Annotated in this window: 18 protein-coding genes; 8 read left to right on the top strand and 10 right to left on the bottom strand. The window is 72.6% G+C overall.

The window, feature by feature from the left end:
• Positions 1-114: 114 nt before the first annotated feature.
• Positions 115-1125: an LLM class F420-dependent oxidoreductase gene (locus tag ACYF6T_RS35865; protein WP_461701803.1), complete on the top strand. Its 1011-nt coding sequence runs from the start codon at positions 115-117 to the stop codon at positions 1123-1125.
• 53 nt (positions 1126-1178) lie between these two features.
• Positions 1179-1466 (top strand): hypothetical protein, encoded by a 288-nt coding sequence (locus ACYF6T_RS35860; RefSeq protein ID WP_461701802.1) that lies wholly within the window; start codon positions 1179-1181, stop codon positions 1464-1466.
• 10 nt (positions 1467-1476) lie between these two features.
• On the opposite strand, the gene ACYF6T_RS35855 is transcribed toward ACYF6T_RS35860, so the two are convergent.
• Genes ACYF6T_RS35855 through ACYF6T_RS35845 form a run of 3 tightly spaced genes read right to left on the bottom strand, consistent with a single transcriptional unit; the run spans position 1477 to position 4732 of the window.
• Positions 1477-2544: a prenyltransferase/squalene oxidase repeat-containing protein gene (locus tag ACYF6T_RS35855; protein WP_461701801.1), complete on the bottom strand. Its 1068-nt coding sequence runs from the start codon at positions 2542-2544 to the stop codon at positions 1477-1479.
• Entirely contained in the window at positions 2541-3275 is a 735-nt protein-coding gene (locus tag ACYF6T_RS35850) for a class I SAM-dependent methyltransferase (RefSeq protein ID WP_461701800.1), read from the bottom strand. The genes ACYF6T_RS35855 and ACYF6T_RS35850 overlap by 4 nt, the downstream gene beginning before the upstream one ends.
• Positions 3269-4732, bottom strand: a complete 1464-nt coding sequence (locus tag ACYF6T_RS35845; RefSeq protein ID WP_461701799.1) for a glycosyltransferase family 4 protein — start codon at positions 4730-4732, stop codon at positions 3269-3271. Before ACYF6T_RS35845 ends, ACYF6T_RS35850 begins: the two co-directional genes overlap by 7 nt.
• Before the next feature lie 210 nt (positions 4733-4942).
• Here ACYF6T_RS35845 and ACYF6T_RS35840 point away from each other — a divergent pair, with 210 nt between their 5' ends.
• Positions 4943-5572: a TetR family transcriptional regulator gene (locus ACYF6T_RS35840; RefSeq protein WP_461701798.1), complete on the top strand. Its 630-nt coding sequence runs from the start codon at positions 4943-4945 to the stop codon at positions 5570-5572.
• Between the two features lie 3 nt (positions 5573-5575).
• On the opposite strand, the gene ACYF6T_RS35835 is transcribed toward ACYF6T_RS35840, so the two are convergent.
• Both ACYF6T_RS35835 and ACYF6T_RS35830 read right to left on the bottom strand, forming a co-directional pair.
• Entirely contained in the window at positions 5576-5809 is a 234-nt protein-coding gene (locus ACYF6T_RS35835; RefSeq protein ID WP_461701797.1) for a ferredoxin, read from the bottom strand.
• A gap of 6 nt (positions 5810-5815) precedes the next feature.
• On the bottom strand, positions 5816-7273 hold the full coding sequence (locus ACYF6T_RS35830) for an aldehyde dehydrogenase (protein ID WP_461701796.1): 1458 nt from the start codon (positions 7271-7273) through the stop codon (positions 5816-5818).
• A 178-nt stretch (positions 7274-7451) separates the two neighbouring features.
• On the opposite strand from ACYF6T_RS35830, the gene ACYF6T_RS35825 reads away from it, so the two are divergent.
• Both ACYF6T_RS35825 and ACYF6T_RS35820 read left to right on the top strand, forming a co-directional pair.
• Complete coding sequence (locus tag ACYF6T_RS35825; protein ID WP_461701795.1) at positions 7452-8486, top strand: MBL fold metallo-hydrolase; 1035 nt, start codon at positions 7452-7454, stop codon at positions 8484-8486.
• A gap of 629 nt (positions 8487-9115) precedes the next feature.
• Positions 9116-9535, top strand: a complete 420-nt coding sequence (locus ACYF6T_RS35820) for an aggregation-promoting factor C-terminal-like domain-containing protein (protein WP_461701794.1) — start codon at positions 9116-9118, stop codon at positions 9533-9535.
• 79 nt (positions 9536-9614) lie between these two features.
• Here ACYF6T_RS35820 and ACYF6T_RS35815 read toward each other — a convergent pair whose 3' ends face one another.
• Positions 9615-10448 carry an alpha/beta fold hydrolase gene (locus tag ACYF6T_RS35815; RefSeq protein ID WP_461701793.1) on the bottom strand — a complete coding sequence of 278 codons (834 nt, stop codon included), beginning with the start codon at positions 10446-10448 and terminating at the stop codon, positions 9615-9617.
• 129 nt (positions 10449-10577) lie between these two features.
• On the opposite strand from ACYF6T_RS35815, the gene ACYF6T_RS35810 reads away from it, so the two are divergent.
• The gene (locus tag ACYF6T_RS35810) at positions 10578-12842 is read left to right on the top strand and encodes an ATP-binding protein (RefSeq protein WP_461701792.1); all 2265 of its coding nucleotides are present in this window, start codon (positions 10578-10580) and stop codon (positions 12840-12842) included.
• Between the two features lie 53 nt (positions 12843-12895).
• Here ACYF6T_RS35810 and ACYF6T_RS35805 read toward each other — a convergent pair whose 3' ends face one another.
• The 4 genes from ACYF6T_RS35805 to ACYF6T_RS35790 all read right to left on the bottom strand — a co-directional run bounded on the left by ACYF6T_RS35805 (position 12896) and on the right by ACYF6T_RS35790 (position 15503).
• Positions 12896-13354 (bottom strand): pyridoxamine 5'-phosphate oxidase family protein, encoded by a 459-nt coding sequence (locus ACYF6T_RS35805; RefSeq protein ID WP_461701791.1) that lies wholly within the window; start codon positions 13352-13354, stop codon positions 12896-12898.
• Position 13355: 1 nt separating this feature from the next.
• A complete protein-coding gene (locus ACYF6T_RS35800; RefSeq protein WP_461701790.1) occupies positions 13356-13814 on the bottom strand; it encodes a hypothetical protein in 459 nt (152 codons plus the stop codon).
• Positions 13774-15027, bottom strand: a complete 1254-nt coding sequence (locus ACYF6T_RS35795) for an MFS transporter (protein WP_461701789.1) — start codon at positions 15025-15027, stop codon at positions 13774-13776. Before ACYF6T_RS35795 ends, ACYF6T_RS35800 begins: the two co-directional genes overlap by 41 nt.
• Positions 15028-15125: 98 nt before the next feature.
• Positions 15126-15503, bottom strand: a complete 378-nt coding sequence (locus tag ACYF6T_RS35790) for an ATP-binding protein (RefSeq protein ID WP_461701854.1) — start codon at positions 15501-15503, stop codon at positions 15126-15128.
• Positions 15504-15625: 122 nt separating this feature from the next.
• Here ACYF6T_RS35790 and ACYF6T_RS35785 point away from each other — a divergent pair, with 122 nt between their 5' ends.
• Together ACYF6T_RS35785 and ACYF6T_RS35780 are read left to right on the top strand one after the other, a co-directional pair.
• Complete coding sequence (locus ACYF6T_RS35785; RefSeq protein WP_461701788.1) at positions 15626-16456, top strand: helix-turn-helix domain-containing protein; 831 nt, start codon at positions 15626-15628, stop codon at positions 16454-16456.
• On the top strand, positions 16434-16532 hold a 99-nt coding region (locus ACYF6T_RS35780; RefSeq protein WP_461701853.1), incomplete at its 3' end, for a DUF397 domain-containing protein. The genes ACYF6T_RS35785 and ACYF6T_RS35780, both read left to right, overlap by 23 nt.

The following is a 16532-nucleotide window of genomic DNA, read 5'->3' as shown; positions in this document are numbered from 1 at the left end:
GCCCCCGGCTTCCCCGACCGGCCCCTCGCCCTTCCCGGCGGGGGGCCGTTGTCGTACAGTCGCAGCCGGCACGCATAGCTGACGTATCGTCAGAAAGCTGCGGGAGGTGCTGTCGTGCGGCTCGGACTCGCTCTCGGCTACTGGGGCCGCGGCCCCTCCCCCGACCACGTGCCCCTGGCCCAGGAGGCCGAACGGCTCGGCTACGACTCCGTGTGGACGGCCGAGTCCTGGGGTTCGGACGTCTTCACCCCGCTCACCTGGATCGCCGCCCACACCTCAAGGATCAAGCTGGGCACGGCCGTCGCGCAGATGGCCGCCCGGTCGCCCACCACCACCGCCATGCACGCCCTGACCCTGGACCACCTCTCCGGCGGGCGGATGATGCTGGGCCTCGGCCTGTCGGGGCCGCAGGTGGTGGAGGGCTGGTACGGCAGGCCGTTCCCGAAGTCGCCGCTGACCGCGACCCGCGAGTACGTCGACGTCGTACGGCAGGTGCTGCGGCGGCGGGCGCCCGTCGCACTGGAGGGCCGCTTCCACGCGCACCCCTACCGGGGCGCGGACGGCACCGGACTCGGCAAGGCGCTGAAGCCCATCACCCACCCGCTGCGGCCGGACCTGCCCGTGCTGCTCGGCGCCGAGGGACCGAGGAACGTCGAGCAGACGATCCGCATCGCCGACGGCTGGCTGCCGCTGTACTGGTCGCCGACCCGCCCCGACGCCTACGGAGCGGCCGTCGAGCACCTCCCGCCGGGCTTCCTGGTCGCCCCGCTGGCCCGCGTGCAGGTCTGCGACGACATCGCCGAGGGCCTGCTCCCGGTGAAGACCATGCTCGGCTTCTACATCGGCGGCATGGGCCACGCCACGCGCAACTTCCACGCCGACCTCATGGCCCGCATGGGGTACGAGGAGCAGGCCCGGCGGATCCAGCGGCTCTTCCTGGAGGGCCGGCGCGAGGAGGCGGTGCTCGCCGTGCCCGACGCGTTCGCCGACGAGATCTCCCTGGTCGGTCCGCGCGAACGCATCGCAGAGCGGCTGGAGGCGTGGCGCAAGGGACCGGTGACGGACCTGCTGGCACTGGCCCCGGACCGGGAGTCGCTGCGTGTACTGGCGGAGCTCAACTCCTAGGAACCGCCGGGCGGCCGGGGTTTCATCCGGGATCCGGCGGCAATCCGGAAAGCATGTCTCGATATAGCAGCGGCAATCGGGCCGGCGCGGTCGTGGCGATCGTCGCCGACATCATGGCCCTCATCCTGGGCCTGTGGATCCTGATGTACCTGTTGGACGCCAACCGCGCCAACGACCTGGTGCAGTTCGTCCACGACGCGGCCAACTGGCTGGCGGGCTGGTCGCGTGACCTGTTCACCTTCGACAAGGCATGGGCGCGAGTCGTCGCGGGCTACGGACTGGCCGCGGTCGTCTACCTGTTCGTCGGCCACGCGATCGCCGGACGGATGCAGCGCCACTGAGGCCCGGGCCTCAGCAGCAGTCGGGGTCCAGTCCCCTCGGCAGGTGTTCACCGCCGAACACCGTGCAGGTGGCCTCGTGACCGCCCAGCGCGGCCACGGCCAGCAGCAGCGAACCGGCGGTCCAGGTGGTCAGCTCGCGCGGCCAGATCGCCTCGTCCTCGAAGACGTAGCCGGTCCAGTACAGGCCGCTCTCCGCGTCCCGTAGATGCTGGATCGCCTGGAGCACGTCCAGCGCGCGGTCGGACTCGCCCATCGCCCAGAGCGTCAGGGCGAGTTCGGCCGACTCGCCGCCCGTCACCCACGGGTTGGGCACCACGCAGCGCACCCCGAGGCCGGGCACGACGAAACGCTCCCAGCCCTCCTCGATACGGGACTTGGCCTCGGCGCCGGTCAGCGCGCCGCCCAGCACCGGGTAGTACCAGTCCATCGAGTAGCGGTCCTTGTCGAGGAACCGCTCCGGGTGCCGGCGGATCGCGTGCCGCAGCGCGCCCACCGCCAACTCCCAGTCCGGCTGCGGCTCTTCACGCTGCTCGGCGATGGCGAGCGCGCAGCGCAGGGCGTGGTGGATCGAGGAGCAGCCGGTCAGCAGGGCGTCTGCGGTCGCCGTCCCGTCGTCCTCGCGCTTCCAGCCGATCTGCCCGCCGGGCTGCTGGAGCCGCAGCACGTACTCGATCGCCGCGTGGACGGCCGGCCACATGCGGTCCAGGAACGTGTCGTCGCCGGTGGAGAGGTAGTGGTGCCACACGCCCACGGCTATGTAGGCGACGAAGTTCGTCTCGCGCCCGCGGTCGGTGACGTCGGCGAAGTCGCCGTCGGCGTAGGCCGCGTACCAGGAGCCGTCCTCGTTCTGGTGGCGGGCGAGCCACTCGTAGGCCCGCTCGGCCGCCTCGTGCTCGCCCGCCGCGTCCAGCGCCATGGCGGCCTCGGTGTGGTCCCACGGGTCGAGGTGGTGCCCCCTGAACCACGGCAGGGCGCCGTCCGCCCGCTGCACCGCGAGAATCCCGGCGACGGTGGCGGCGGCCTGCTCGGCGGTCAGGACCCCGGGCAGGACGAGGTGTTCTGTCCGGGGAGTGGTCACCGGGCGTCCACCGCCGGCAGGTGGGGCTTGGTCGCGTAGGCCACGAAGCTCTTGCCGATCAGCGGGTTCAGCGCCTGCTCGGCGACCCGGGTGGCCAGCGGCTTCTTCATGATGTCCCAGACCAGCAGCTTGTGGTACGCCCGCACCGGCAGCGCCTTGTCGTTGTCCACGCCGAACGCGCACTTCAGCCACCAGTAGGGGCTGTGCAGGGCGTGGGCGTGGTGGGTGCCGTAGGGCCGCAGGCCGGCCTCCCTGATCTTCGCCAGCAGCTCGTCGGCCCTGTAGATGCGGATGTGGCCGCCCTCGACCTCGTGGTAGGCGTCGGACAGCGTCCAGCAGACCTTCTCGGGGCCGTAGCGCGGGACGGTGATGGCGATCCGGCCGCCGGGCTTCAACACCCGTACCATCTCGGCCAGTACGCCCTTGTCGTCGGGGATGTGCTCCATCACCTCGGAGATGATGACGACGTCGAAGGACTCGTCCGGGAAGGGCAGCGCGAGGGCGTCGCCCTCCATGGCGGTCGCGGTGGCGCCGGCCGGGGCCTCGCCCGCCTCCTTCATCGCCGCGAACCACTTGGCGACCTCGCGGATCTCCTCGCCGTTCTGGTCGAGCGCCACGACCCGGGCGCCGCGCCGGTAGCACTCGAACGCGTGCCGGCCGGCACCGCAGCCGAGGTCCAGGACGCGGTCGCCCGGGGCGAGCGGGAACCGGGAGAAGTCGACGGTCAGCACGTGGCCCTGCTTTCGAGGTCGGAGTCGGCGTCGGTGATGGGTGCGGCGGCGGTGGTCGCCTGAGCGCTGTGCCCCGTGAACGTCGTCGGGGTGGCAGCGGAGCGGCCGGGAGCCGGGGCCGCGATGGGGGTCCCCCCGCGCGAGCGTCGTCGAGCGTGGGCGAGGGCCATGGCCTCGCGGTAGTGGGACACCGTGCCCTGCGCGGCCCGGGCCCAGGTGAAGCGCGCCAGTACCCGCGCACGGCCCGCCCGGCCGAGCCGGGCTCTGAGGTCCGGGTCGGCCAGCAGCCGGCTCAGGGCGGCCGCCAGTGCGCCGGAGTCGCCCGGCGGGACCGCCAGGCACGTCTCCCCGTCGGTGCCGGCGACCTCCGGGATCGCCCCGCCGGTCGTCGCGACCAGCGGCGTCCCCGTGGCCATGGCCTCCGCCGCCGGCAGCGAGAAGCCCTCGTACAGCGACGGCACGCACGCGACCTCGGCCGACCGCACCAGGTCGACCAGTTCGGCGTCCGAGATGCCCTTGACGAACTCGACGGCGCCTTCGAGGCCGTAGCGCTCGATCGCCTGCGCGACGGGCCCCTCGGTCGGCCGCTTGCCGACGACCACGAGATGGGCGCCGGCGTGCTCGGTGCGCACCTTGGCGAGCGCCTCGACGAGGAAGACCAGGCCCTTGAGCGGGACGTCCGCGCTGGACGTCGTGACGATCCGCCCCGGCACGACCGGCACGGACGGGTCCGGCGAGAACAGGTCGGTGTCGGCGCCGATGTGCACGACGTGGATACGGTCCTCCCGCACCCCGAGATGGTCGACGATCTCCTGCCGCGAGGTGCCGGAGACGGTGAGCACGGACGGCAGCCGGCGGGCGACCCGCTTCTGCATGCGGGTGAAGGCGTACCAGCGCCGCACCGAGTAGCGCCGCTGCCATCCCTCGGCCGCGTCCAGCTCCAACTGCCGGTCGACGGTGATGGGGTGGTGGATGGTGGTGACGAGGGGCGCGCCCACGTCTCCCAACAGGCCGTAGCCGAGGGTCTGGTTGTCGTGCACGACGTCGAACTCGCCGCGCCGGGCGCGCAGATGGCGGCGGGCCCGCAGCGAGAACGTCAGCGGTTCGGGAAACCCGCCCGTCCACATCGTCGCGACTTCGAGTGCGTCGATCCAGTCGCGGTACTCCTCCCGCCCGGGGGTGCGAAAGGGGTCCGGGGACCGGTAGAGGTCGAGGCTCGGCAGCTCGGTGAGGCCGAGGCCGTCGTACCCCTCGTCGAGGACGGGGTAGGGCTGGGAGCCGATGACCTCGACGCGGTGGCCGAGGCGGGCCAGTTCGCGCGAGAGGTGCCGTACGTAGACGCCCTGGCCGCCACAGAACGGGTTCCCTTTGTAGGTGAGGAGCGCGATACGGAGCGGTCGCTCGCCGTCTGCGGCGGGGTCCTCCCGGGGACCCGCCTGACTGGCCTCAGCGGTCACTCTGGGCCCCCTTCTGCCTGCACTGTCCCGCGAGATTACGCCGGGACGCTAATCTAGAACAAGTTTCAGACTTGATCGTCCAGGAGGCTCCGAATCTACCGGCAGGTAGGGGCGCTGTGAGCAGTGGATCAGGTGATTCGCGCCACGGCGAAGGCCCTGCCATGCTCTGTCCGATCATCCGCCCTCACCGACTGTCACGGAACGGGACCCATGCCTGCGGAAGCCAAGCTCCAAGCCACCGCGCGGAGCGCCTCCCCGCCCCTCACGGAGCGGCAGGAGGCGCGCCGCCGACGCATCCTGCACGCGAGCGCGCAGCTGGCCAGCCGGGGCGGTTTCGACGCGGTGCAGATGCGGGAGGTCGCGGAGTCCTCGCAGGTGGCGCTGGGCACGCTCTACCGCTACTTCCCCTCCAAGGTGCACCTGCTGGTGGCCACGATGCAGGACCAGCTGGAGCACATGCACGGCACCCTGCGCAAGAAGCCCCCGCAGGGCGAGACGGCGGCCGAGCGGGTCGCCGAGACCCTGATGCGCGCCTTCCGCGCCCTGCAGCGCGAGCCGCACCTGGCCGACGCCATGGTCCGCGCGCTGACCTTCGCCGACCGCAGCGTCAGCCCCGAGGTCGACCAGGTCTCCCGCCAGACGACGGTGATCATCCTCGACGCGATGGGCCGGCCCGACCCCACCCCCGAACAGCTCTCGGCGGTCCGCGTCATCGAGCACACCTGGCACTCGGCCCTGATCACCTGGCTCTCGGGCCGCGCCTCCATCGCCCAGGTCAAGATCGACATCGAGACGGTCTGCCGCCTGATCGACCTCACGACGCCGGAGGAGCGGTCGTAGGTCCTACTCCTCGGGCGGGAAGACCGGCTCCCGGGAGCCGAGGAGGGTGATCGTGATGGCCTCCACCGGGCAGTTCTCCGCCGCCTCCAGCACGCGCTCGTTCGCGTCCGTCTCCGGCTCCACCGGGTGGGACTGCATGGCGGAGTCGAGGCGGAAGGCGCCTGTCGCGCGGTGGACGCACTGGGCGGAGCCGATGCACAGGGAGCGGTCCACCTCGACGTGCCAGCGGTCGCCCATGGTGGTTCAGCCCTCCCAGCCGGCCGGGAGGTGGATCATCTTGTGTTCCAGGTACTCGCCGTAGCCCTCGGGGCCGAACTCCCGCCCCAGACCGGAGTTCTTGTAGCCGCCGAACGGGCCCAGCATGTCCAGGCTGAAGGTGTTGACCGAGTACGTGCCCGTGCGGACCTGCCGCGCCACCTCGATGCCGTGCGCCACGTCGGCCGTCCACACGCTGCCGCTGAGCCCGTAGTCCGAGTCGTTGGCGATCTTCACGGCCTCGGACTCGTCGCCGTACGGGAGCAGGCAGATGACCGGGCCGAAGATCTCCTCCCGGGCGATCCGCATGGAGTTGTCGACGTCGCCGAAGAGCGTCGGCTCCACGTACCAGCCGTGGTCCAGGCCCGGCGGACGGCCGCCGCCGGTGAGGATCTTCGCGCCCTCCTCCTGCCCGATGCGGATGTAGTCGAGGTTGCGCCGCTGCTGGCGCCGCGCCACCAGCGGCCCCACCTGGGTCGCCGGGTCCAGCGGGTCGCCCACCACCAGCGCGCCGGCCGCCGCCGCGAGGGCCTCCGCGAACTCGTCGTAGCGCGAGCGGGGCAGCAGGATGCGGGTCTGGGCCACGCACGCCTGCCCGTTGTTCATCCAGGCCGCCGGGACCACGCCCGCGACGGTGGCCTCCACGTCCGCGTCCGGCAGCACGACCGCCGCCGACTTGCCGCCCAACTCCAGTGTCACGCGGGTGAGGTTGCGCGCGGCGACCTCCATCACGCGCTTGCCCGCCGCCACCGAGCCCGTGAAGGACACCTTGTCGATCCCGGGGTGCCCGACCAGGTACTCGCTGACCTCCCGGTCGGCCGGCAGGATCGACAGCACGCCCTCGGGCAGCCCGGCCTCGCGGGTGATGTCGGCGAGAATGTACGCGTCCAGCGGCGACTCCGGCGACGGCTTGAGGATCACCGTGCAGCCGGTGAGCAGCGCGGGCGCCAGCTTGGCCGCGGCCACGAACTGCGGGACGTTCCAGGGGACCACGGCCGCCACCACGCCGACCGGCTCGCGCCGCACGAGGATCTTGCCGAGCACGCCGTCGCGCCGCTCCTCGTAGGTGAAGTCCCGCGCGACCGTGATCGCCGCGTCCCACACCATCATCGCGCCGAGCGCCTGCGCGAGCACGCTCCAGGAGTACGGCGACCCGTTCTCGGACGAGATCACGCGGGCGATCTCCTCGTGCCGTACGGCGATCGCGTCCTTGATGCGGGTGACGACCTCGATCCGCTCCTGCAGCGACATCCGGGGCCAGGGGCCCTCGTCGAAGGCGCGGCGCGCCACCTCCACCGCCCGGTCGACGTCCCCGCGCGAGGCGTGCGGCACACGGCCGATGACCTCTTCGGTGTGCGGCGAGATCACCTCGATGACGTCCTCGCCCAGGGGGTCGGTCAACTCCCCGCCGATGAACAGCTGTCCGTGTTCCACGAGCTCGGTCATGGCGACTGCCTCCCCGGGAGCGGCTCTGACGGTGCATCAGATACGGGAACTGATACCAGCTCCCCTCCGAGGAGTCCACAGACCTCGCACCGCCGCACGGCCGGAGTGAAGGGTGACCGGGGCTCCCAATGGAACCAGTTCTAGTTATAGTGGCGGGAACGCGGCGACAGGGGAGCCCATGGCACAGGTGACGGACCACGGCGGCGGCGTACGGTCCATCGAGGTCCCCATTCCGGACAACCCCCTCGGCCACACGCTGGTGTACGTCGTCGACACCGACCGCGGCCCGGTGCTGATCGACACCGGCTGGGACGACCCGGCCTCCTGGGACACTCTCACCGAGGGCCTCACGGCCTGCGGCACGGCCGTCGCCGAGCTGTACGGCGTGGTCGTCACCCACCACCACCCCGACCACCACGGCCTGTCCGGCAGGGTCCGCGAGGTCTCGGGCGCGTGGGTCGCGATGCACGAGGCGGACATCGCGGTCGTCCGCCGCACCCGTTCCACCCGACCCGGGCGCTGGTACGCGTACATGGCCGCCAAGCTGGAGGCGGCCGGCGCCCCCGAGGAGCACATCGCACCCCTGCGCGCCGCCAACCGCCGCACCCTGCCCGGCCTTTCCCCCGCCCTCCCCGACCGCGAGGTCGTCCCCGGCGAGCTGCTGGACCTCCCCGGCCGCCGCCTGCGCGCGATCTGGACGCCGGGCCACACCCCGGGCCACGTCTGCCTCCACCTGGAGGAGCGGCACCCCGCGCGACTCCCGGGCCACGGACGCCTGTTCTCCGGCGACCACCTGCTCCCCGAGATCACCCCGCACATCGGCCTGTACGAGGACCCCGAGGACGCCACCGTCCCCGACCCCCTCGGTGACTACCTCGACTCCCTCGAACGCGTCGGCCGCCTCACCCCCGCCGAGGTCCTGCCGGCCCACCAGCACGCCTTCACCGACGGCCCGTCCCGCGTACGGGAGCTGCTCGCCCACCACGAGGAACGCCTCACCGGCCTGCTCGCCCTGCTCGCCACGCCGCTCACCCCCTGGCAGCTCGCCGAGCGCATGGAGTGGAACCGCCCCTGGGAGCAGATCCCGTACGCGTCGCGGAACATCGCGGTGTCGGAAGCCGAAGCGCATCTGCGGCGGCTGGTGAAGCTGGGGCGGGCGGAGGCGGTGGCGGGCGATGATCCGGTGACGTACAGAGCCGTCGAGAACGTGTGACCACGTCCCCCCCGGCGAAGACGCCTTCCGCCGCTCCCCCGGCAGCACCGAGCCGTCGCTGCCGCAGGGCGTGCGCACGCTCCGTGACCACGCGAGGGGTTGGCCGTGCAACGCCCGGCGCCTGATCCTGCGCTCCCGCCAGAACTCGCCGGCACGCACGTGTACACGCGTACCGCTGCGCGACCCCGGTTCCGCGATCGGCGGCGACCTGTACGCCGTAACGTGACGCCGTACGGCCTGCGTGGCCTTCCGCGAGGCGGCCTGTGTCGCGCCGGTACCGCATGCACCTCCGGCCCCGTGAGCGCGGTCACATCTGAGGGCCCCAGAGGGTCGTTGATCGGTGAACCGCCCCACATGACCCACATCACTCACTAACCGCCGTAGTAGTGCATAACGGACGCCATGGCCACGCCAAAACGGCCTCTGACCTGCCCTTTGAGAGCCAGATCACACAAGCCCCACATCCCCCAGATGCGACCACAACTAGTAAAAGGGGTCATTGCGGACGCCTTCCGAGCCTGTTTCTCTGGACGACGTCGCACGGCGCCGACGAGCCTCAGGGCCGCGGCGCCGACGTATTGCCCCCCGGGCAGTCGGCGACACCACAGTCCCCGAAGAAAAGGTTCCTCGTGATCGTCTCCCGCATCGCCCGCCGCATCGCGTCCCCGAAGAAGACCCTCACCGCCGTCGCCGTGGCCGCTGCCACCGCCGGCATGGCGCTGACCGCGGCCCCCGCCCACGCCGCGACCGTCGACTCGGCAACCGAGGCCAAGGCGATCGCGCACAAGCTGATCCCGAACGCCGCCCAGTACGCCGCCTTCAGCAACATCGTCGCGCACGAGAGCGGCTGGAACGTCAGCGCCACCAACGCCTCCTCCGGCGCCTACGGCCTGGTCCAGGCCCTGCCCGGCTCCAAGATGGCCTCCGCCGGCTCCGACTGGAAGACCAACGCCGCCACCCAGATCAAGTGGGGCCTGAACTACATGAACTCCCGCTACGGCAGCCCCGCCGCCGCCTGGTCCTTCTGGCAGACGCACGGCTGGTACTGAGCCACGGCCCCCGGCGACACGAGAAGGCGCCTCCCCCGCGAACCGGCAGGGGAGGCGCCTTCGCCGGTGCCCGCCTACGTCACTTGCTGAGGAACGCCAGCAGCGCCGCGTTGACCTCCTCCGCGTGCGTCCACAGCAGGCCGTGCGGGGCGCCCTCGATCTCCACGTACTCGGCGGAGGGCAGCAGGGCGTGGAAGGGGCGGCCCGTGGAGTCGATCGGCAGGATGCGGTCGCCCGTGCCGTGCACGATCAGCGCCGGCACGTCGACCTTGGCCACGTCCGCGCGGAAGTCGGTGATCCAGGTCGGCACGCAGGCGACGGAGGCGTGCGCCGAGGCACCGGCGGCCACGTTCCAGCTGTTGCGCACGGCCTCCTCGCTGATGCGGCTGCCGAGCGTCTCGTCCAGGTTGTAGAAGTCCTGGTAGAACGCGGTGAAGTAGGCGTACCGGTCCTTGGTGACCGCCTCCAGGATGCCGTCGAAGACGGACTGGTCCACGCCGGCCGGGTTGTCGTCGGTCTTGAGCAGGAAGGGCTCCAACGACGCCAGGAAGACGGCCTTCGCGACCCGCCGCGAACCGTACGCGCCCAGGTAGCGGCCGACCTCGCCGGTGCCCATCGAGAAGCCGACGAGCACGGCGTCCGTCAGGTCGAGCTGCGTGAGCACCTTGTCCAGGTCGGCGGCGAAGGTGTCGTAGTCGTAGCCGGTGGTCGGCTGCGAGGAGCGGCCGAAGCCGCGGCGGTCGTAGGTGACGACCCGGTAGCCCGCCTCCAGCAGCACGGGCAGCTGCTTCTCCCAGGAGTGCCCGTCGAGCGGGTAGCCGTGGATGAGGACGACCGGCTGTCCGGTGCCGTGGTCCTCGTAGTACAGCTCGATGGGCGCGCTGTTCTCTTCACCGACGGTGATGTACGGCATGCGTGTGCCTCCTTGTGCTCGGGACCCTCAGCTCACCAGGCGGGACGGGCCGGCTCCAGGCAGAAGTACAGGCGGAAGTACGGGAGGACGTTCCGCCGTACGTACGGCCGTTTGTTCTAATGACCGGTGATGACCAGTGATGCTCCCGGCGTTCCCGAAGGCCCCCAAGGCGCCACCCCGTTCGGCGTCCTGCTGCGCTCCCTGCGCCGCTCCGCCCGGCTGACCCTGGAGGAGCTGTCCGCGGCCTCCGGCGTCAGCGTCCGCGCCCTCGGCGACATGGAGCGCGGTCGCAGCCGCGGCCCGCAGCGCCGTACCGTCGACGCGCTCGCCGCCGCCCTGGCGCTGGACGGTGAGCAGCGCGAGCGGCTGCAGCGGCTGGCCGACGCCGGCCGGGAGCGCGGCGGCGCGCCCGCGGCGCCGTATCTCCTGCGCACCGTCCCGGACTTCACCGGCCGGCAGCAGGAACTGGCGGAGCTGGAGGCGCTCGCCACCGGTGCGCGCACGCGCGCAGTGGTGCTGTTCGGGCCGGGCGGGCAGGGCAAGACGACGCTCGCGGCGGAGGCGGTGCGGCGGCTCGCCGGGCGCTTCCCCGACGGCTGCGTCTGCGTCCAGCTGCACGGCATGAGCGACACGCCGGTGCCGGCCGCCGAGGCGCTGGTGCTGCTGCTGACCGCGCTCGGGCACGCGCCCGACCGCATCCCCGTCGACCCGGCCGCCCGCGAGGCCGTCTACCGGGCCACGCTCGGCGCCCGGCGCGCGCTGGTCGTCCTCGACGACGCCGCCGACGAACCGCAGACCCGGCCGCTGCTGCCGGATGCCGAGGGCAGCTTCGTGCTGGTCACCAGCCGGCGCCCGCTGGCCGGGCTGGAGGGCGTACGCCGGATCCGGCTCGGCGGGCTCAGCGGCCGGGAGTCGGCGACCCTGCTGGAGCGCATCCTCGGCGCACCGCGCACCAGCGGGCAGTCCGAGGCCGTCACGCGGCTCGGCGAGCTGTGCGGCCACCTTCCGCTGGCCCTGCGGATCGTGGGCAACCGCCTCTCCAGCCGCCCGAGTTGGACCCCGGCCCGGCTGGTGGACCAACTGGCCGACGAGGAACGCCGGTTGAGCGGACTGGTCGCGGGCGACCTCGCCGTGCGCAGCGCCCTCGCGCTCTCCTACGGCCAGCTCACCGACCGGCACCGGCTGCTGCTGCGCCGCCTCGCGCTGCTGCCCGGCCCCGACACCGGGCCCGAACTGGCCGCCGTGCTGACCGGCGACGACCCGTGGACGACCGAGGACTCCCTCGACGTCCTGGTCGACCGGGGCCTGCTGGAGGAGCCGGCGCCGGGCCGGTACGCCCTGCACGACCTGGTGCGCCTGTTCGCCCGCGAGCGGTTGGCGGCGGACGAGGCGGGCGAGGCCGACGGGGTGGCGCTGCGCGTGGCCGACTGGCTGCTGCGCTCGGCGTCCGCGGCGGGCCGCTGGTTCGAGGCGCCGGGCGCGCCGGAGCCGTGGCCGGGCGAGGTGCCCGCCTTCGCGCCCGCGTCCGCCGAGGAGGCGGAGCAGTGGCTGATCGCCGAACGGGCGCACTGGGCCGGCGCGTTGCCGCTGATGTCCGCGGCGGGCCGACACCGGGAGATCCTGCACACCTCGCGCACCCTGTACTGGTTCTCCGACCGCTGGGACAAGTGGCCCGAGTGGCGGACCCTGTTCTCCTGCGGCGCCCGCAGCGCGGCGGCCCTCGGCGACCGGGCGGCCGAGGCCCACCAGCTCAACTCCCTCGCCTGGGCGCACTCGTACAGCTACCTGCACGAGGAGGCCGAACAACTCGCCCAGCGTGCACTGGAGTTGGCGACGGAGGCCGACGACATCGCACAGCAGGCATGGGCGTGGGCGTACGTCACCGGCGCCCGCATGTCCCTGAAACGCCCCGCGGAGGCCGCCGAGGCGGCCGGGAACGCCGTACGGCTCTTCGAGGCCACCGGCGACACCACCGGGAAAGCGGTCGCCCAACGCGCCCTCGGCAGCGCCCTGCGCGAGGCCGGCCGCCCGCAGGAGGCCCTGGCCGTCCACCGCGCCCTGCTCGGCGCCCGCACCGGTGACGTGCCCGGCCTCGACGACTACCTGCGGGCCATCCTCCAGCACGAGACGGCCCAGGACCTGCTCGCCCTGCACCGCTGGCCCGAGGCGGCCGAGGCCTACCGGGCCGTCACCCTCCCCGCCACCCACAAGGGCATCGACCACCTCCGGGCCCGCACCCTCTCCGGCCTCGCCACGGCCCTGGAGCACTGCGGCGACGTCCCCCAGGCCCACGCCCACTACTCCCGGGCCCACACCCTGTTCACCGCACTCGGCGACCTGACCTCGGCCAAGGAGACGGCAGCGGCGCTCGCCCGCCTCCGGACAACCGGTTGAGGCGGGCGTCACCGCCGGCCCGCGCTGAACGGGACCGCCCCGGGACGCCGTCCTCAGCGCAGTTCCACCGGCACCCGGTGATCCGGTCCCCCCTCGGCCAGGATCGAGTGCTCCTCGGCCACGGCCCGGTACAGCCGCAGCGCCGCCGCCCCCGTCACGTCGCGGGCCGTCCAGGCCCGGCCGCCGTGCCGGAGCGAGCGCCGGGAGAACACGTCGATCAGGCGCTCACGCTCCGCTCCCCCGACGACCGCTCCGGCGACGGCGGACACGTACGCGCCCTGCCCCGTGCCGATCGGCACGGACGAGTCGAACACCACGATCCCGACCTCGGGCCGGCCCGCGATGTTGCGCGAGTGCCGGGCCTGCGGCGAGGAGACCCACACGAACTCCCGGTAGTCCACGTGCGCGAAGTAGACCGGAGAACTCCACGGGCGCCCGTCCGCGTCCGCGGTGGCGAGGACCAGGTACGGGTTCGCGTCGACGATCGCGCGCACGGTCTCCGCGGGGCTCATGTCAGCGCCTCCGCCGGTACGTGAGGCCGAAGTCGGGCTCCCACGCGGACGCTCCCTCCGCCGGCGCCGACTCCCACGCGCCCCGGATGGTGTCGCCGTCCTCGCCGACGCGCCCGACGAACCGCTGCCGGAACTCCAGCGGCGAGAAGTCGGGGGCCTCGCGCAGGAGCCGCCACTCTCCGTCGGCGAAGGTCATCGCGTACAGCCGTACGACGCCCCGGGAGTCGTAGTAGTGCTGCGCGTACCCGCCCGTCTCGGGGTCCACGGCGATGACCGCCATGCTGTCCGGCGCGGGATCGGGCGCCTCGGTCCGCTGCACGAGGAACCGCCCGTCCAGCGTCCACGCGAACACGCAGCGCCCCGGCGGCGCCTCGACCCCCGGAAAGTCCGCCTCGACCACCCACTCCCCGACCAGAACCTCAAGCCGCTTCAGTGCTCCCTGCCGTGCCGTCTCGTCCATACCGGTGCTGACGGCTCCGGTCGCCGGAACTCATCGGTACGGGCGTCCCGAATCGTCCACCGCCCCCGAGCACCGCCAGCAGCACCGCCCCCACCGACCCTCCGGCCGCCACCGCCAGCGCGCCCTGCGTGCCGTGGGCGGTCGCGAGGGTGCCGGAGAGCGCCTGGCCGGTGGCCGTGCCCAGGGGGCCGCCCGCGCACAGGACGGTCATGGCGAGGGTGGCGCGTTCGGCGGGGGCCAGACGTTCCGTGAGGGCGTACAGGGTGATCATGTACGGCGCCACCGTGCAGCTCGCCAGGGCGACGGCGACGGGGAACGACAGCAGGCGGGCGCCGGCGAAGAGGACCAGCATCCCGGCGCACAGGGTCGCCGCGAACACCACGTACCGGGCGCGCAGCGAGAAGCGGCGGGGCAGCCACGCGCAGGCCGCGCCCGCGAGCGCGCTGCCGACGCCGAACCCGGCGTACACCAGCCCGGCGACGGCGGGCCTGCCGACCGTGCCGGCGTACACGGTGACGGCCGTCTGGACCGCCCCGAAGACCGTCCCCATCGCGGCCATCGCCAGGAACATCACGGCGAGGGGCAGACGCGGAAGTCGTACGGCCGCCGTCGCCCGCCGCTGCCGGGTGGCGCGGCCGGCGTAGCGCAGGGCGAAGGGCAGGGTGCTCGACGCGAGCAGGGACATGGTCAGTACGGCGGGCGCCCAGGGCGCGAGCGAGGCGGCCGCCCCGACGAGCGCCGGGCCCGCGACGAAGCTCAGCTCGTCCGCCGACGCCTCGTAGGACAGGGCCGTCGGCAGCAGCCGCTCCGCGCCCCGCGCCCGCGTCAGCCGCGCCCAGTGCACCCGCACCAGCGGCCCGACCTGCGGCTGCGTGAGCCCGACCAGCCCGGCCGCGACGAACATGCCCCCGCGTCCCCCGCCCTGCCCGGCCGCCGCCAGCAGCGCGCCCCACGCCGCCAAGGTGCCCACCGCGGCGGCCACTTGCACGGGCCGGTGCCCGTACCGGTCCGCCAGCGCCCCGACCACCGGCCCGCCGGCCGCGACGGCGACACTCTGGGCCGCACCGGCGAGACCGGCGAACGCGTAACTGTGGGTGGCGGACTGGAGGAGGATGAGCGTGGCCAGCGCGGAGGTCGCGTACGGCAGGCGGGCCAGGAACCCCAGAGGGAAGAAGCCGGCGCCTGCGGCGCGCAGCAGCGAACGGTACGACACGGAAGGTCTCCATCGAGCACGTCGAGAAGACGCGCCACCCAGCCACCAACGCGTCGAACGAGCCCGATTCCGTTCGCCAACCTAGCGGAGACGACTCCTCAGCACAGCGGAGAGGACCGACCGCACTCGAACCACACCGCCTTTCCCCCGGCCCCCCTCGGCTCCACCCCCCACTTGTCCACCACCGCGTCCAGCAGCACCAGTCCCCGTCCGCCCTCCGCCTCCGCCGACAACACGGCCGGCACACACGGCAGTTCGGGCGCCCCGTCGGCCACCTCCACGCGCACCCCCGCCGCCAGCCGCTGCACCAGCAGCGCGCATCTGCGGTCCGGTACATGGCGTACGACGTTCGCGACCAGCTCGGTCACGGCCAGTTCCACGGCGTCGGTGAGCTCCGCCAGCTCCCATTCCTCGAGCAACGAGCGGGCGATGCGGCGGATATGACGCGCCGAGTGCTCGCCGACGGTCAGGCGCATGCGGTAGGTGGGGGGAAGGTATCCGTTCACGAGACGAGCGTGACCTCGGGCGACTACTCTGGGCTACCGGACGGACACAACGGGTTCCACCGTGGGACCGCGCGTCCGAGAGGGGGCTGTACGTGACCAACATCAACGTCCTCGACCCCGGCGCCTCGCCGCTCGACTACTACGGCTACGAGCTGCGCCGACTGCGCGAGGCCGCCGGCCTGACACAACGTCAACTCGGCGACGTCCTCAACTACACGGGCTCACTCGTCGGCCAGATCGAGACCGCCCGCAAGGTGCCGACCCCCGAGTCCAGCGAACGGGCCGACGCGGCGCTCGGTTCGGACGGGTTGCTGACCCGCCTGGTGGAACTGGTCCTGCGAAGCCAACTCCCGGCGTGGTTCAGGCAGGTGGCCGAACTGGAGGCGCGGGCGACGGAGATCTGCGCCTTCCAGACGCAGATGGTCCACGGCCTCCTTCAGACCGACGCCTACGCGGCTGCCGTGCTGGGCGCCCTGGACCGGGACAACCTCGACGACCGGACCGCCGTACGACTGGCGCGGCAGCGCATCTTCGAGAAGCAGGAGCCGCCCGTCTTCTGGACCGTCCTCAGCGAGGCCGCGCTACATCAGGAGATCGGCGGTCACGAGACCATGCGTGCCCAACTGGCTCGCCTGTTGGCCTTCGAGCACAATTCCCGGATCAACATCCAGGTCCTGCCGTTCTCGACGGGAGCGCACGCGGGCACCCAAGGGTCGTTCACCCTCTTCCGCTTCGCCAGCGATCCGACCATCGTCTACACCGAGGGGTACGGCAGCGGCCATCCGACCGCCAACCCGGACACCGTCAAGGACTGCTCACTCCGTTACGATCATCTCCGGGCCGCCGCACTCTCCATCAAGGATTCGGCGGAGCTGATCCGGCGAGTAATGGAGGACCGCTATGGAGAGCATGATCTGGCGTAAGTCCAGCTACAGCGGCGACCAGGGCGGCGAGTGCGTCGAGGTCGCCGAAGCGCCCACCGCCGTCGCCGTGCGCGAC

It is taken from the genome of Streptomyces sp. 7R007 (genome assembly GCF_054850255.1).
The sequence above is the reverse complement of the archived record's forward strand: the minus strand, read 5'-3'. Positions and strand labels throughout refer to the sequence as shown.

Excerpts from the sequence above, each read along its gene's own strand:
- ACYF6T_RS35860 (WP_461701802.1), top strand. The coding sequence starts at position 1,179 with ATGTCTCGATATAGCAGCGGCAATCGGGCCGGCGCGGTCGTGGCGATC.
- ACYF6T_RS35840 (WP_461701798.1), top strand. The coding sequence starts at position 4,943 with ATGCCTGCGGAAGCCAAGCTCCAAGCCACCGCGCGGAGCGCCTCCCCG.
- ACYF6T_RS35835 (WP_461701797.1), bottom strand. The coding sequence starts at position 5,809 with ATGGGCGACCGCTGGCACGTCGAGGTGGACCGCTCCCTGTGCATCGGC.
- ACYF6T_RS35830 (WP_461701796.1), bottom strand. The coding sequence starts at position 7,273 with ATGACCGAGCTCGTGGAACACGGACAGCTGTTCATCGGCGGGGAGTTG.
- ACYF6T_RS35825 (WP_461701795.1), top strand. The coding sequence starts at position 7,452 with ATGGCACAGGTGACGGACCACGGCGGCGGCGTACGGTCCATCGAGGTC.
- ACYF6T_RS35815 (WP_461701793.1), bottom strand. The coding sequence starts at position 10,448 with ATGCCGTACATCACCGTCGGTGAAGAGAACAGCGCGCCCATCGAGCTG.
- ACYF6T_RS35810 (WP_461701792.1), top strand. The coding sequence starts at position 10,578 with ATGACCAGTGATGCTCCCGGCGTTCCCGAAGGCCCCCAAGGCGCCACC.
- ACYF6T_RS35805 (WP_461701791.1), bottom strand. The coding sequence starts at position 13,354 with ATGAGCCCCGCGGAGACCGTGCGCGCGATCGTCGACGCGAACCCGTAC.
- ACYF6T_RS35800 (WP_461701790.1), bottom strand. The coding sequence starts at position 13,814 with ATGGACGAGACGGCACGGCAGGGAGCACTGAAGCGGCTTGAGGTTCTG.
- ACYF6T_RS35790 (WP_461701854.1), bottom strand. The coding sequence starts at position 15,503 with ATGCGCCTGACCGTCGGCGAGCACTCGGCGCGTCATATCCGCCGCATC.